This window comes from Paenibacillus sp. FSL H7-0940 (genome assembly GCF_037979415.1).
Classification (GTDB): domain Bacteria; phylum Bacillota; class Bacilli; order Paenibacillales; family Paenibacillaceae; genus Paenibacillus; species Paenibacillus amylolyticus.
Window position 1 is genome coordinate 3,802,408 of record NZ_CP150280.1, and the last position, 14,704, is coordinate 3,817,111.

Below are 14,704 nucleotides of genomic sequence, written 5' to 3' on the forward strand. Positions count from 1 at the left end.
ATCGTTAAGGAGCAATAGCCATCCTTATATGCAAACAGGACGAAGCATAGATGATAGATCTCCGCTTCGTCCTGTTTCCGTTTCTCTGTCATGTGCATTAGATAAATGTTTTGATCGTAGCAAAATATTCGCGGATCATGTTGACGGGTTTCAGATAACCCGGTGACGGAGCCGATATGCCGTATTCTGCTGCATAACCGTTCTTGGCAGCGATATACTTGGATCGAAACATATGATAGTCACTGGTGACAATCATGATCTCGGGATGCTCCAGCCCGGACTCATTAATGATTTTTTTGGAAAAGGCCAAATTCTCCTGTGTACTTGTGGAGCGATCTTCCATAATCACTTGGGCAGGGTTAATCCCCTGTTCAATTAGATAGTTTTTCATGGCGAGCGCTTCAGGAATCGATTCTCCAGGTCCCTGCCCACCCGATACAATGACCGGTGTCTGAGGGTGGCTGCGAATGTAGTCCAGACTGGCATCCAACCTTTGCTTCAGGGTCAATGACAATTCCGTTCCACGGATGCCTGAACCCAGAATAATGACATAGTCCGCTTCTTCCGGATCATTCGCACCAAGCTGTGTGAATACAAGTGCTTCAATAATGACAAAAGAGACGGCAACCACGCCAAATCCGGTAAGGATAATCCGTTTCAGAATAACATGCTTCTGATAGTCAATCCGTCTTAGAACGATAAAAGCCACCGTGATCATTCCGAAAAACATGACTGGGAATCTTTGGCCCCAGAAGGCCAGGAACGCCACAAAACATGCCAACAGGACAAGATCAATGATCAGCCCATTTTTTTGTAAGAACTTTTTTATCAAATCCGTAGACACTCCTTCTTGTACCCACTATTCCGCAAATCACTTATTATTCAATAATTACAATATATCCTGCACCTATGTAACTTTGAGGCAAATGGAGACTACGAACTCTCCGCAGGTCATGCATTAATTGCTCGTGTTGGATAATCGTCTGAATGAATGGGTCCTCATATAACATATCTGCCTCCTGCGGTTTACCTCATTGTCCTCTTATTGCTGTTAACCTTCGTTCCAATATATCATGTTTACCTATCTGCAATAAAATGAACAACGCTTGAACATCCTCTGTACAACTTCGAACTCTGATTAACCACAACCAAATAACCCATAAACAGCTTCGGTTATCCGAATGTTTATGGGCGACAATGATCGAGTTTGAAACGGTTAAAATTTATTTAATCGGTATCCAGATTTGTGGAGGTTGATTGGGCCCCGGGTATACTTCCAGCTCCGGCATATATGCGTGCTCATAAGGGTTGGATGGAAACCATTCCGAAATAATCCGTTTCCACAGAAGCTGCATACTCTCCGGCATCGGGCCTTCTACCTCAAATACACTCCATTTGGAAGCAGGTATGGTGAAGCTTGATAATCCTTCCGGTACTTCACCATCGTAAGTCGTAGCAATCCAGTATTGCATCTGTTTCTCCTGAATTTCGCTCTGATCCACAACGACGCCAAGTAACCCTGGTATATCCCCGTTGTTCAGTTCAAATAAACGATCCTCTGTACCGCTTGTCCACGCTTCCTGCCACATCTTCCCGATTCCTTGCAGATGTTCTTGATCTGCATATGAGAAAGTTTCCTCTACTCCTACCAACGTAAATTCGGGATGTTCAACGATTTTATATTTCATCGGCTCTGCTCCTTTTAGACTCACTTGAATCACCAGACGATTATACGATTGGACAGCGTTACTATTTTTACGAGCCTCACTGGGTGCGATCCCATGTTGTCTACGAAATGCTTTGGAGAAAGATTCCGGTGTGTCGTAACCGTATTTAAATGCCAGATCAATGATTTTGTGATCACTTTGAAGCAGCTCATGTGCCGCCAGTGTCAATCGTCTTCGTCTTATGTATTCGCCTACAGTAACATCTGTTAATAAGGCAAAGGTACGTTGAAAATGAAAAGGAGAGATATGGGCCTGCGCTGCAATCTGCTCCATTGTCATATTTTCGAGCAAGTGGTCTTCCATATATTGAATAGCGACCTGTAATGCGTTGATCCAGTTCATGTAATAATCACTCCTTGATGTCTAATATAACGGATAAACCACCCAAAAACCTGTCATGTTGTGCTCTCATATGTCCGGTTAATGTGCAACGACGTTGTTCATATAACGCCCTGCCCAGGCTTTGAACTAACCAAAGACAAGAGGAGTCACAACATTTGACAATGTAAAAGATATATTATAGCCTACAAGTATAATGATCGTTCTATCTTATTTTGAAGGGAGAGTATCACTGATCATGAGCAGCAAAAAGGAAATGCTTTTGAACGTGGCTGAAGAATTATTCTACCTCCACGGCTTCCATTCTATCGGCTTGAAGCGGATTATCACGGATGCCGGGATTGCCATCATGACGTTATATAATCATTTTGAGTCCAAGGATGATCTCATTGTCCAGGTACTCTTACGACGCGAACAGCGTTATTTAGAACAACTCAGGCAATATGCAGACAATAAAGCACAGCCCATGTTCCTCAATCTGGCTGAAGGACATGCAACTTGGTTGAAGGAACACGAATCAAGAGGTTGCTTATTTTTACGCGCCAAAGAAGAATTCGGAGGTCATGCAGATCATATCATCGTGCAGACAGTAAATGCGCATAAAAGACATATGCGAACTTTAATCCAAACATTGGCGCCTGTTGCAAGTGATCGAGATCTATTGCGATTCTCCCTGCTGCTGGAGGGTTCCACGGCACTTGCTGAGACAGAAAATGTAAATGACGTCTGCCTTGAGCTGATCCATATGACGCAGACCAGTTTCAAATAAAGCTATTCCGGGTGAGTTAATATTTCAACTCACTTTTTTATTTAATAAGAAATATAATGATCGTTCTATCTAAAAGGCGGTGGATTTAATGAAAAAAATTATCTTTCCAGGCATTGCACTTATCGCTGTATGTTATGCATTCGGGCGATTCAGTTATGGATTGTTTATGCCGGAAATTTCGGAAGCCTTACAATTAAATGATGCAGCCTCTGGCGCGATTAACTCAGGAACGTATATTGCCTACTGTCTGTCCCTTCTAACTGCACCACTGTTGATTAATCGCAAGGGACATCATTATGTCATTCAATTGGCAGGGATCAGCGCAGTGCTCGGATTAACCGGCATCGCCTTGGCTCAGAATGCATGGGTTCTTACATTTAGTATATTTCTAGCCGGTTTGAGTACAGGCTGGGCCTCTCCAGCCCTCGGTAACACGGTTAATGCGGAGCTTGCTCCCGAGCTACAAGCAAGAGGCAACAGCTGGATTAACACAGGGACGAGCTTCGGAATTGTAATATCAGGTCCACTCTACTGGCTGTTCACGGATTACTGGCGTCTAACCTACATCCTGTTTGCTGTAATCGGTGTTGTGGTTCTTTTGTGGAACAGACGTGTTATTCCGGCAACCAAGACACTGCCTTGTACCAAGTCTCTCTGGACATGTATGAAACCTACCAGACCAGGGTCTGCTCTGCTCATGGCTTGTCTGTTGACAGGTTTCAGTTCTGCAATCTACTGGACCTTTGCCCGGAACTTCCTCACAGACGAGAAAGGGGCCTCCGATTCGGAAGCCGTGTTGTTCTGGATTGTGATGGGGGTTATGGGGATACTCGGTGGATGCGCTGGTCGCATTATTGAACGGTTCGAGATTGGGTGGTCCTACCGAATAGGCATACTTTTATTGGCTATTTCGCTCGGGGTTATCCTTCTGCCTTCAATGACTGCCAGTCTCATCTCTGCGATCATATTTGGCAGCACGTATATTTTCCTGACCAGTGTATTTATCGTTTGGGCGACGAGACTATTCAGTCCAAATGTGTCCATCGGAATTAGCCTTGCCTTTCTCGCGCTGGGTGTTGGGCAATTCCTTGGATCATCTATGGCAGGTTATACGATCGAAGTGTTTTCCAATACAACGGCATTTCTGGCCTTTGCTATACTCGGTCTGTTCGGAATGTTAATTCGGGTGAAATAAATGACAGAACAACCTTCTGATCGCTGTCATTTTACCCGGCGAACACTTCCGGTCACTCCATGTTGAAGCTGTACGTCTGTAAAAGTAACCGTGGTCCCTTGCCCAATGGGGGATTGGGCCACAATGCCAACTTTGATCTCTTCCGCGCAGTCGAGTCCGAAATAACGAACCAGCTTCCACTTCTCTCCATCCTGAGAATAATGGAAAGCAAAGCTGTTGCCTGCCCGGGCTACACGTAAATAAGGCTTATTAACGTCTACAGGTGCAGATACACAATCATCCGAGTTACCACGAGTAACAACACTAAGAATGGACGGCTGTTCCTCAAAATACTCAAAGCAGACTTTAGCCCAATTCGTATCGTCCACCCTCACCATCAGGCACCCGGAGTCATACTGTTCTTTCATGTCCACCTGTACTTGAGTGACGATGCTGAAATCTCCTTTGACTATCGTATGTAAAAATGGAGCTGAAGCTTTCACCGGCTCACCACCCGGATCAATGAAAAAGTCACTGATCGGCGAAACAGTTATCGTTACTTTGCCGTCTTCAATGGACCAATCTGTTGGCTCGTTCAGCCATCCCAGGTTGGCGGATAATGTTTGACCTGAACAATGTTCGAATAGATTCGTCATGTGGCACACCCTTTGTGTTGGAGTTTAAGTTTTCTAACTTCTCTATTGGTATTCGGTATGTGTCATGGTTAATCCTGTAGGTTTTACATCAAGTTCCCATCCCTGATATCAGTTGATAGAAATCGTCACTCTTTATTATTAATAAGGTAATTTTATCCAAAATATGATAAACTGGACATACGAGATTACTTCAATAATTTGAATCACAACAGGAGGTCATCCTATGTTTGGTGTTAACGTGAAAAAAGTAGAAGATCAACTGGTCATCCGGTGGCAGTTTTCCAAAATTGAAATTCCCATCACACATATCACATCGGTCACCCTGGATGATACGTACGGTGGAAGCGAACCATCCGCCATTCGGATCGGTCCAGTCAATGGCACAAGCGAGAGGATTCTGATCCGCACAGTGAATCAATCGTATATTTTATTCACTTCCAGCGTGACTTTACATACCAATATCCAAGCTATGTTACACCCGTCAAACTAAATGGTTGTTCAACTTCTAATGTTTCAGGGGTGATGGGTTCCATTAACAAATGTGCGCTACCAACAAATGAAGCGTTAGTATTCGCATGAATTCTTACAGCGAATACTAACGCTTCATTGATTCCAATTCAAGTTGGACGTAGGATTCTTATAACCAACTCCACTTCGGTAACTGATCGAGCGTAATGACCTCTTTGCTATGGTACAATTCCTTCAAAAACGTTAGTTCATTATGCGTCCCGTCTCTCAGGAATCCACCTGTCCAGGTACAGAACCAACTCCAGTGTACATCCTGTTCCTTCATCTGCTTAGGGTCAGGGATGGAGCCGTTCTCGGCCAGTGCAATGATTTTACTATCCTTCACAAGCTCTCGCAGGTTGGTGTAACGTGCCGCCAGCGGGCTGTGATCTCCCGCTTCCGGGTATACATCTACACTCACAATATCCACGATATCATCCCCTGGATACCATTCCGGTTTTTCCGAGTTCCAGACCCAGATAAGATTGTGCAGCTGATGTTCTTGAACCAATCGATCATACAACAAACGATACAACTGTTTGGCAGGTTCGGGGCCTTTCGCTCCCCACCAGAACCAGCCACCCTCCGCTTCATGAAGTGGTCGAAATAATACAGGCACACCAGCATCCTTCAACTCTTGCAACTGTGTAGCAATAACATCGATATCCCGAATCAATAACTGATATGCTTCCGATTCAGTATCAGCTATCGCGGAGGCAAGATCATAGGTTGTCGCGTCCGTATAGAACCCCCGCCACCACTCTTTACCCGGTTCATCGATCAGATCCGTCGGTGCGTTCCAGTGCCAGCATAGCGTCACGATCCCGCCTTGTTTGTGCCAGTCTACCGCATCCCGAATCTCCTGGGAGACCGCACCGCGCTCTGTTCTTGATGGCGAATATTCCATGAGATCAAAGCCAATCACAACTGGTTTCCGTCCTGTATTTTCATTAATCCAGTTTAGATTGCTATAATCCTGCTGGCCTGACAACATCCCTTTTTGATAACGCTCTACCAGGAACGCCATCAGTTCTTTTGCTTCGGGAGTCGCTGCTTTATTCACCGGAACTCTGCTGATCTCACGCACTGTCATCTCTACACCTCCAATTGGATTTAACATGTTAACCCACTACACCAGAACGTTCGATACTCTCCACGAAATAACGTTGCACAAACAGATACAAAATGATCAGGGGTGCAATAGCCAGCAAAATGCCTGTATCCACAATCATCGCCACATAGTTTGGATCGGCCTTGATGCCCGAGTTCGAGCCAAAGCCCATCAGCTGCGGAATCAACTGGTTCGCCTGAGCAGGTAAGGAAGCCACTTTCAGCGATATCAGTGGACTTTCACTCATGAATAATGCCGAATAAAAGGTATCGTTATACTGCCATACAAACGAGAACAAAATGACCGTAATCAGCGGCGAGATTGCATTGGGCAGCATGATTCGAGCAAACGTTTTGAATCCACCTGCGCCGTCAATCAATGCAGCCTCCTCGATTTCCTTTGGCATGCCCTTGAAGAACTGACGGAAAATATAGATGAACAGCCCCGCCTTCAGCCCTCCCGCTGTAGCAGCCGTGATCATGGAAGGCCAATACGTATTCAGCAGATTGATACCATTTTTTCCAGAGAACAACTGGATGATGCCCATAAAGTCAAAGCTGCGGAAATGCAGATACATTGGCACCATAAGTGTGCTTGTCGGCACCAGAATCGTCAGAATCACAAGGATGAAGAGTACATTACTACCCGGAAACGAAAACCGGGCGAAGCCATATCCGGCAAGTGCACAGGATATCGCTGTCAGAAGCGTTGTGATGGTAACAAACAATAACGTGTTCGCCAGCAGAGGCAGGTAATCCATCACTTGCGCCGCTAGCCGGATATTATCCAATGTAAAGTGCTGGGGAATCATATAGATCGTTGGATTGTAGATATCCTGTTTATCCTTAAACGCAACTGACACTTTGAGAAATAACGGGTACAAAATAATAAATGAAATGCCGATGACCAGTGCATATCTGAATATGGAATAGAGAAGGTCCGATGTTTTGTTTCGCACCCGATGCATGTGATAATTCTGCTTCGGAACTACCACCATGCGATCTGTCCCTGATGCAGCCATAATCTGAAGCCTCCCTTAATGTTAACCGTCAGTTGTAGTGAACCCGCCGTGACAATACCCAGCCCACTACGATCAGTACAAGGCCAATAACCAGTGTGTACAGCCAGGACATCGCCGAGCTTAAGCCAAAGTTCTGCGTTTTGAATGCGGTTTGGTAGATGGCCTGTGTGACTGGACTCCCGGCAAATGAATCAATGATCGTATAGATGACATTTGTCAGAATCAACGGACTGACCATGGGAAATGTAATTTTCCAGAATGATTCATAAGCTGTCGCCCCTTCGATCTTCGCAACCTCATACATCGATCCCGGTACCGATTGCAGCGCGGCGAGGAAGATCAGAATCTGAACACCTGAGCTACTAATAATCTCATAGATCCGCATGATGGCTTCTACAATGTAATCCACATAGGCCATCGGTAATCCCACATCCGCCAGCATCCGCACAATGGATACCACGTTGAACGAAGCACCGCCATCGGCTGATGCATCCACCGCACTCGCATCCCCCATCAGATTGATTAATCCCGCAGACTCAGCTGCTGCGACTGCACTCGAAGCCAGAATAACCGGCAGGAAAAAGATGGCACGTGCCATCGTTCTGCCTCTGAACTTCTGGTTAAGCAGTGTGGCCGTAAACAGACTGAAGAACAAAATCATCGGCACATTCAGTAGCATCGCTCCAACCGAGTCGACCAGAATCCGGTTGAACGTCGCGTCAACCAGAAGCGCATCCTTGAAATTTTTAAATCCAACGTATTCCAGAACGTACCCGCCCGGAGCAACGGACAGATTACTCAGACTGAACCGAATTGATTGCAGGAGTGGTGTGGCAAAGAGGAAGATGAAACCGATCAGCCACGGCGATATAAATGCAAGTCCAAGCAGCGCTCTCCGTGACTTCAGCGATAATCGAATGGTTCTCATCGGTTCACTCCTCCCACCACATAGTCCGTCCCGCCAACCGTTGTTCCATCCACGGTTACTGCATCCGCATTGTAATTCACAAGGATGGATGTACCCCCAGTATAGGTGATCCGGACAACGCCATCCTGAATGCGTTCATGCTTGAAAATCTGCTCATTCGCCAGATTTCCCAGCACTTCATTGGCCTGCTTATACAAAGCAACGGCATCATCCACCCAATATGCATACTCCGTTGCGTAGGCCGAATCATAATTCGTCAGCTTTAGCCTGGATGATGGTTCATAGGTCCATTGAAAATACGGAGCTGCCCCGAGTTCTAGACTGCGTAGCAACTGTTTGCGGAGATCCTGATCCCCCGACGTATTCATCGGAGATGCCGCATAGTTCATGTATCCATGAATGACCATCCCATAAAAAGGAACTTCTTCATCGGTAATATTGAACCGACTCGATCCTGCGGGCACATTTACAACATGTTGCGCACTTCCCCAAGCGTAGCTATTTGCTGCGGATACCATCAGGTTCGGATAGGACTGTTCCAGCTTGCCCAGCTGCTCCTTCACAATGTTCTTCGCCGTCTCCCGATGAATCACCCGACTATCCCGATAATCGGAAGTCAGGACCTGCCCGAGATCACGAAGGGATAACCCGCCGAGATCCAATTTATTGAATTTGTCAGCAAACTCACTCACTACATAAGGAAGCTTGGCCGCTGAGAGCAAATAATAGCTGTCCCTACTCTGATCCATGCGATTAAGTGCAGGATTGTACGGATACAATTCTGCTGTCTCCTTTGTTACAAACCGCGCTGCATCCGAGGAAGGAGCAAAGCGCATATCATCGTGATACATGTGCTGGAAAGCCACATCCGGGAACAGAGCTCCACCCGACTGCTCCAGCTTGGTGGACAACGCCTGCAGTTCGGAACGACTGCCCACTTCACTGTCCAACTTCACCTGGGTTGGCGTATGATGACTGATGCCGCCGCCAAACCATCCTTGATACCGCATTTGTACACGTTCAACACCATCCTGCTGTAACTTCGCTGCCATTTCTGTAGCCTGTTCGTACGTGGTCATGGCTAAAGTGGTCCGATAGGGTACACTCAGGAACGAAGCCTTTTTATCCACTGCACCAAGCACATCCACATAAAACGGCAACTCCGTCTGTTCTGGGAGCGGCTTCAGTACATCCTGCTCTATCAACTGCTGCTGATACAGGCGGGCCATACCCGAGTAACTGGCATCTTCTCCATGAAGGAAATGATAACGGACCTGAATATCTCCACGGTAAGGCTCTTCGCTAAGCAGCTGAATCTCCTGCATTTTCTGCGAGGTGTACATTTCCAATTCATCCTCCCCGCGCAGGGAGAAGGTCGCGTGTACATGGTTGTAGCTATTCTGTCTGCCTCCAATATCCGCAGAGATACTGGCAATGCCGTCCCCTTTTTCAATCACCGCAAACCAGGCATTCTCCCCGTTCTTCAGACCAAACACAGGCATATACGCGGATTCACTAACCTGAGGACGACTGAGCGAATTATCATTTGGATCTGCGCCATAGACACGCTGTACATACTGCTCTTCTTGGGTTTTTCCGTTGTTCAGATGGATCAGACTGCCGGAACCATCAGGTACGAGCATATAACCCTCACCCTTTGTATCCGCAGCACCAAAATAAGCGAGCAAATCAATGTTCCGAATGCGGTATTGCCCACTTTCTTCTATTTGGCTTAGAGGTACAGTCACAACGAGTGCCCCCTGCTCAAGTCGATATTCCACAGAAATGACGAAGCTCGGCTTATCCGACACACCTCCGCCTTCGACTCCGTTCTCCTGATTGTCAAAAGCCAGATCGTCCGCCGTATACCCCGCCGTCTCAAAGGCACCCAGCATCTTGTTCAGCACAAGTTGCTTCGAAATCTGTCCATCCAGCCGTTCCAGAATATCCGGATTGCTCTTGGTTGGATAATATCGGGCAGATGTGTACCTTGCGACAGTAGCATCCAGCTTGGAAAGCACTCTCTCCTCCAGCCGCTGCTTGCTAATCAGTTTGGGCAGCGCATCAATGCCAAGTGACGTATCCCCAAGCGTATAGTTCACCCGAATCCCCTGATCGATGTGGCCCACTGTGAATTGTTTGTTGCTAATGCTGGAGCTGAAATTCGGAAAGTTCTCCAGTGTGCCCATCGCATCCCGGAAAGACACATTCAACTGGGAGGACAGCACCTCTTTTTCATACGCGGAAGCAAGACCGTCCTCAGCCCGTTCTTTCGGGTTGCTATACCAGATCTCTCCACTTTTCCCGTCACGTACTGCAATTTCCGTGGTCTCCTCGTTATAGTACAGGGCGAGTCCCTGATCTTCAGCGACCAGTTGCATACCAGGCACACCCTGCGAGGAGTCGCTAAGGAACTGCAACGGTTCCTCCGTGACGGGCATGGCTTTGGTTGTCGTATCCAGATAAGCCGCGGCTTCTACGGCAGGAACTCCCCTGTTGTTTATATACAGCAGCCCGGCTGCAATCATGATTACAGCTACACCACCAGCCAGCACCGTATATAATCGTTGCCTTTTGTTCACGGATGCCGCCTCCTTTAGGTCCGAAAAATCAACTCGCGGTAAATGTTATAACCGAATTCGTACAGCTGTTGCAGCATGCTGAAGACCAGTGCGCCAAGGAATACGATAATGCCCATCACAATGAGCGTCAGCACCATCGTAATGATTGTTCTAATCACCGTGTACTGGTGTACCGTCATCATGCCAATGAACAGAAGCAGTACAAACCAGAAGAACGCAATACTATTGAACAGATAATAAAAAGCAGTCTCCTCCTGCACCATAAAACGGCTGATCACGATCATTGGGGCATAGATCAGAATAACCGGAATGAGCGAGTAACCTGTCGCCAGAACGATTTCCTTGAACTTGCCTTCCCCTTCCATCAAAGTTGTTACCGCCCAGTTGGCCATGCACCATAGAAAGAAAGGTACTGCAACCGTGGCGATTTCGATGATGCTGTTAATCGTACGAGGATCGATGTAATTAACGAGAAATCCTGCGTACTGCTTTTGCAAAATCATCATAACAATGGTAAGCGCCAATGCTGCAAAAGCAACAAACAGCCGTCCCCGGTTATCTGACTTGAGGTCCCAGAATGCATCAATGGGGTGAAAAATGAGATGCAGCGGAAACTTAATGAAATCCTGCTTCACGATCAACCTGCCTCCTCCGTCTCCATTTAACCGTCACCCGGGTCAGGATCAGAATGACAATCAGCGCGATTACAGCGGTCAGGAATGTACCAAAATGTTCCTTCATCATCTCCCGCCGATGCCTCTTGAACGCCACAGAATAACTCTTGCGATCCATCCCAAGTTCAAAGTAACCTAGCGCTTCCTCGTTTTTCTTCTCCATTAATAAGGACTTGCCGATACCGATATAAGCGATGTCATAGTTGGCATTCAGCTTCAGCACTTCTCTCCATATATTCACGGCCTCCGTGTCCTCGCCCCGATAGTGGAGTACCACCGCTTCATTCACACGGGCACCAAAACGGGTTGGCGCATAAACGACAAGGTTGTTCTTGCCCCGATCCAGAACCAAGTGATGCTCACCCGATTGTTCAATCGCGACAGGTGTTTTGAGCGTGCCCACCTGATTTCCTTTGCCACCGTATATGTAGAGCAGATGACCTTCATCGTCGTACGTGAACACCCGGTTCTGTGTCGCATCCAATACACTGTACATGCCGTCGCCCAGCACTTTCACATCGATCAGTTTGGATGGACCCGGATTGTTGCGGAACCGGATATCGCCTTTGACATCGTAATAACCAAACCGCTTCAGTACATCTTCACCAGACGGATTCAGCCGTTTGATCGGTTCATTTGAGCCGGGATCAATATTCGTTGCATACACAAATCCTTTGTGGTCAATATCCGCATTGGAGAACTCCGTTGGAACAAAGAGAACCATCTGTGCGCGCTGGGCTTTGGTTGATAACATGCGCCAGATATATTCGCCGTAGTCCCGCTCCACTTTGTTGGTACCGACATATCCGATAAATTTCCCACTCTCGTCAAACTGCATAATCCCTTCGTAGACCCCCTGCGCCACAACATACACTCGGCCTACATGGTCCACCGTCAGCTTCAAAGGCTGGAACTGGAATTGGGTCGACAGGATATCCGACTTGGGCTTCGTGATGGTTTGAATCAGTGTCCCTTCTCCATCCAGGACAACCACACGACCGTTGCCTGTATCGGCGACGTATATGCGTTCTTGCTCATCCACGAACAATCCGCCCGGAAGGTTGAAGGTCTCCTTGCTACCATCCATCATGAATCCATCAATGACGCGCAGCAGCTTAAAGCCTGGGTCCAATACAACAATTCGGCTGTTGCCACTATCCAAAATATAGATCAACCCGGAAGGTGAAACATTCACATCACCAGGGTCTTTAAACTCACTAATGCCGAGATCACGGCCTGATATGGTACGCTCGGGCAGATAGGCATCTGGTGAAGGAACAGCCTCTTTCCAGTAGTTGTAGTTATAACTCTCATACGGCGCCGGGGAGGCCGCCGCAGGCACGGCATTCACCAGCAGCAGAGATACTGCCGCCAGGAGAACAAGCCATCTTTTCACTGTGCGTGCCATATCGTTCCCCCTTAATCCTTCATGCCCGAGCTCGCCATCGTCTCAATGATTCGGCTCTGAGAGAAAATAAATAGCGTGATCGGCACACTCATCAAAATCAGTGCTACCGCAGCACCAGCTCCTGCCCGGGATATTCCGCCCTGAATAATCTGCCCTGCTGCATAATGCAGGGTCTTGAGCTGCTCGCTATAGATGTACCCATTGCCATCACTGCCCCATAACATCTGGAACAGCAGAATGATTAATGTAAGCCAGGCTGGCTTCACATTGGGCATGACAATGGACCAGAAGATCCGGTATTCACTGGCACCATCAATCTTGGCCGCTTCCAGCAGTGCATCCGGGATCTGCTCCATGAACTGTTTCATCAGATACAACCCGAGTGAATAGGCAAATGCCGGAATAATGACGGCCCAGTAGGTGTCGATCCATCCGAGCCATGACATGATCATATAGTTTGGAATTGCCGTTACCGCAGGTGTGAACATCAGTGACAGTACGACCACTTGGAACATGAATACTTTGCCCGGAAACTTGTGTTTGGCAAGTGGGTACGCCGCTGCGGAAGCTAGCAGTACGTGGCCTACGATACCGATACCTGTAATAAATACCGTGTTGAATATATAACGCGAGAACGGCACCCACGAGTCACTCAGCAGATTCAGCAGATCTGTAAAGTTGCTGAACGTGGGATTTTTGACAAACAGCGTTGGTGGAAAGGTGAAAATCTCATCCAATGGTTTGAATGCATTGTTGATTGCATAGATCAACGGCAGCACCATGAAGGCACCAAATACGAGCAGAAGGGCAAACAGGGAGAGGCTTCCCGATAGCGAGCGATTCACGCGTTTTTTGCCTGTCGCAATTGCAGCCATAGCTATTCTCCCACCCTTCGAAGCAGTTTCTGTACCAGCAAGTTGGTGCCCACCATAATCATGAACAGTACGGTAGCAATTGCTGATGCATATCCCATCTCAAACCGCGTAGTACCAAAGTCAATCAAATGGGTTACCACCGTCTCTGCTGCATAGTTCACGCTTGGGAACCCGGCCAGTGCGATCGACACATCGGCCACGGCAAACGAGGTTGTCAGCTGAATGACTGCGCCGAACATCAACTGTGGACGCATCGAAGGCAAGGTAATGTACCATAGTTCCTGCCAGCGATTTTTGATCCCATCCACCGCTCCCGCTTCGTACAATGTCCGGTCCACCGTCTGCAAACCAGCGATAAACGCAAGAAATCCGGTTCCGAGACTCAGCCATAGCTGCACGAGAATGAGAATAGGCATAATGTAGGCTTCCGTCTTCAGCCACTGGATTGGCTCCAGCAGAAAACCCCATTTGATCAACAACCCATTGGCAATACCATAACGATCTCCCGAGAAGATCATCAGCCAGATAAAATACACATTGCCCGAAATGGAAGGCGCGTAGAAGATCAGCGTCATGAACGCTCTCCATTTCGGTGTTAACTCATTAATGATCCACGCGAAGACAAAGCAAGCAATATAACTGATCGGTCCGGTAATGATGGCGAACAACAACGTATTCTTGATTGCAATCAGGAATACATCATCCTCCAGAAACAGGCGAGTATAGTTCTGCCAGCCAATAAAACGCGGGAATTCCAGCATGTTAAAGTAGGTGAAGCTGAGTATGATCGAGATGACAACCGGAATCACGGTAAACATGAGGAACAGGAGCATATAAGGTGCAAGCAGAACATAGGAATGTTTGCTGGCCTTCATTTCCTGGAGCTTCCAGCTCCACCACGATTTCATGCCCATCCTTGACGCTTTCTCAGGA

Annotated in this window: 15 protein-coding genes; 3 read left to right on the plus strand and 12 right to left on the minus strand. The window is 47.4% G+C overall.

Features of this window, described 5'->3' with window-relative positions; all coding sequences use genetic code 11:
- Positions 1 to 97: 97 nt before the first annotated feature.
- The 3 genes from MHB71_RS16680 to MHB71_RS16690 form a co-directional block, all read right to left on the minus strand.
- Positions 98 to 832 carry a YdcF family protein gene (locus tag MHB71_RS16680; protein ID WP_340019818.1) on the minus strand — a complete coding sequence of 245 codons (735 nt, stop codon included), beginning with the start codon at positions 830 to 832 and terminating at the stop codon, positions 98 to 100.
- A 46-nt stretch (positions 833 to 878) separates the two neighbouring features.
- Positions 879 to 1,010: a hypothetical protein gene (locus tag MHB71_RS16685; protein WP_340026968.1), complete on the minus strand. Its 132-nt coding sequence runs from the start codon at positions 1,008 to 1,010 to the stop codon at positions 879 to 881.
- A 213-nt stretch (positions 1,011 to 1,223) separates the two neighbouring features.
- On the minus strand, positions 1,224 to 2,069 hold the full coding sequence (locus MHB71_RS16690) for an AraC family transcriptional regulator (protein WP_340026970.1): 846 nt from the start codon (positions 2,067 to 2,069) through the stop codon (positions 1,224 to 1,226).
- A gap of 235 nt (positions 2,070 to 2,304) precedes the next feature.
- On the opposite strand from MHB71_RS16690, the gene MHB71_RS16695 reads away from it, so the two are divergent.
- Both MHB71_RS16695 and MHB71_RS16700 read left to right on the plus strand, forming a co-directional pair.
- The gene (locus MHB71_RS16695) at positions 2,305 to 2,835 is read left to right on the plus strand and encodes a TetR/AcrR family transcriptional regulator (RefSeq protein ID WP_036610260.1); all 531 of its coding nucleotides are present in this window, start codon (positions 2,305 to 2,307) and stop codon (positions 2,833 to 2,835) included.
- An 88-nt stretch (positions 2,836 to 2,923) separates the two neighbouring features.
- On the plus strand, positions 2,924 to 4,030 hold the full coding sequence (locus tag MHB71_RS16700) for an MFS transporter (protein ID WP_101313291.1): 1,107 nt from the start codon (positions 2,924 to 2,926) through the stop codon (positions 4,028 to 4,030).
- Between the two features lie 26 nt (positions 4,031 to 4,056).
- Here the strand turns inward: MHB71_RS16700 and MHB71_RS16705 are convergent, their stop codons facing one another.
- Positions 4,057 to 4,665 carry a DUF1349 domain-containing protein gene (locus MHB71_RS16705; RefSeq protein ID WP_340026971.1) on the minus strand — a complete coding sequence of 203 codons (609 nt, stop codon included), beginning with the start codon at positions 4,663 to 4,665 and terminating at the stop codon, positions 4,057 to 4,059.
- 223 nt (positions 4,666 to 4,888) lie between these two features.
- Here MHB71_RS16705 and MHB71_RS16710 point away from each other — a divergent pair, with 223 nt between their 5' ends.
- Entirely contained in the window at positions 4,889 to 5,155 is a 267-nt protein-coding gene (locus MHB71_RS16710) for a hypothetical protein (RefSeq protein ID WP_017689713.1), read from the plus strand.
- Positions 5,156 to 5,302: 147 nt separating this feature from the next.
- Here the strand turns inward: MHB71_RS16710 and MHB71_RS16715 are convergent, their stop codons facing one another.
- The 8 genes from MHB71_RS16715 to MHB71_RS16750 are packed head-to-tail and all read right to left on the minus strand — an operon-like array spanning position 5,303 to position 14,685.
- The gene (locus MHB71_RS16715) at positions 5,303 to 6,265 is read right to left on the minus strand and encodes a glycosyl hydrolase (RefSeq protein WP_340026972.1); all 963 of its coding nucleotides are present in this window, start codon (positions 6,263 to 6,265) and stop codon (positions 5,303 to 5,305) included.
- Between the two features lie 28 nt (positions 6,266 to 6,293).
- Positions 6,294 to 7,304 (minus strand): carbohydrate ABC transporter permease, encoded by a 1,011-nt coding sequence (locus MHB71_RS16720; protein WP_081745928.1) that lies wholly within the window; start codon positions 7,302 to 7,304, stop codon positions 6,294 to 6,296.
- A 28-nt stretch (positions 7,305 to 7,332) separates the two neighbouring features.
- Positions 7,333 to 8,232 (minus strand): sugar ABC transporter permease, encoded by a 900-nt coding sequence (locus tag MHB71_RS16725; RefSeq protein WP_076209260.1) that lies wholly within the window; start codon positions 8,230 to 8,232, stop codon positions 7,333 to 7,335.
- On the minus strand, positions 8,229 to 10,814 hold the full coding sequence (locus MHB71_RS16730) for a DUF5696 domain-containing protein (protein WP_340026973.1): 2,586 nt from the start codon (positions 10,812 to 10,814) through the stop codon (positions 8,229 to 8,231). Before MHB71_RS16730 ends, MHB71_RS16725 begins: the two co-directional genes overlap by 4 nt.
- 14 nt (positions 10,815 to 10,828) lie before the next feature.
- On the minus strand, positions 10,829 to 11,449 hold the full coding sequence (locus MHB71_RS16735; RefSeq protein WP_076209262.1) for a YIP1 family protein: 621 nt from the start codon (positions 11,447 to 11,449) through the stop codon (positions 10,829 to 10,831).
- Positions 11,430 to 12,896, minus strand: coding sequence for an NHL repeat-containing protein (locus tag MHB71_RS16740; RefSeq protein ID WP_340026974.1), 1,467 nt, complete (start codon positions 12,894 to 12,896; stop codon positions 11,430 to 11,432). Before MHB71_RS16740 ends, MHB71_RS16735 begins: the two co-directional genes overlap by 20 nt.
- Positions 12,897 to 12,907: 11 nt before the next feature.
- Positions 12,908 to 13,771, minus strand: coding sequence for a carbohydrate ABC transporter permease (locus MHB71_RS16745; RefSeq protein WP_017689719.1), 864 nt, complete (start codon positions 13,769 to 13,771; stop codon positions 12,908 to 12,910).
- Positions 13,772 to 13,773: 2 nt separating this feature from the next.
- Positions 13,774 to 14,685, minus strand: coding sequence for a sugar ABC transporter permease (locus MHB71_RS16750; protein WP_047842211.1), 912 nt, complete (start codon positions 14,683 to 14,685; stop codon positions 13,774 to 13,776).
- Positions 14,686 to 14,704 lie beyond the last annotated feature (19 nt).

Bases quoted from the DNA above. Each gene is read 5' to 3' on its own strand.
- MHB71_RS16685 (WP_340026968.1), bottom strand. From the start codon at position 1,010: ATGTTATATGAGGACCCATTCATTCAGACGATTATCCAACACGAGCAA.
- MHB71_RS16690 (WP_340026970.1), bottom strand. From the start codon at position 2,069: ATGAACTGGATCAACGCATTACAGGTCGCTATTCAATATATGGAAGAC.
- MHB71_RS16695 (WP_036610260.1), top strand. From the start codon at position 2,305: ATGAGCAGCAAAAAGGAAATGCTTTTGAACGTGGCTGAAGAATTATTC.
- MHB71_RS16700 (WP_101313291.1), top strand. From the start codon at position 2,924: ATGAAAAAAATTATCTTTCCAGGCATTGCACTTATCGCTGTATGTTAT.
- MHB71_RS16705 (WP_340026971.1), bottom strand. From the start codon at position 4,665: ATGACGAATCTATTCGAACATTGTTCAGGTCAAACATTATCCGCCAAC.
- MHB71_RS16710 (WP_017689713.1), top strand. From the start codon at position 4,889: ATGTTTGGTGTTAACGTGAAAAAAGTAGAAGATCAACTGGTCATCCGG.
- MHB71_RS16715 (WP_340026972.1), bottom strand. From the start codon at position 6,265: ATGACAGTGCGTGAGATCAGCAGAGTTCCGGTGAATAAAGCAGCGACT.
- MHB71_RS16720 (WP_081745928.1), bottom strand. From the start codon at position 7,304: ATGGCTGCATCAGGGACAGATCGCATGGTGGTAGTTCCGAAGCAGAAT.
- MHB71_RS16725 (WP_076209260.1), bottom strand. From the start codon at position 8,232: ATGAGAACCATTCGATTATCGCTGAAGTCACGGAGAGCGCTGCTTGGA.
- MHB71_RS16740 (WP_340026974.1), bottom strand. From the start codon at position 12,896: ATGGCACGCACAGTGAAAAGATGGCTTGTTCTCCTGGCGGCAGTATCT.
- MHB71_RS16745 (WP_017689719.1), bottom strand. From the start codon at position 13,771: ATGGCTGCAATTGCGACAGGCAAAAAACGCGTGAATCGCTCGCTATCG.
- MHB71_RS16750 (WP_047842211.1), bottom strand. From the start codon at position 14,685: ATGGGCATGAAATCGTGGTGGAGCTGGAAGCTCCAGGAAATGAAGGCC.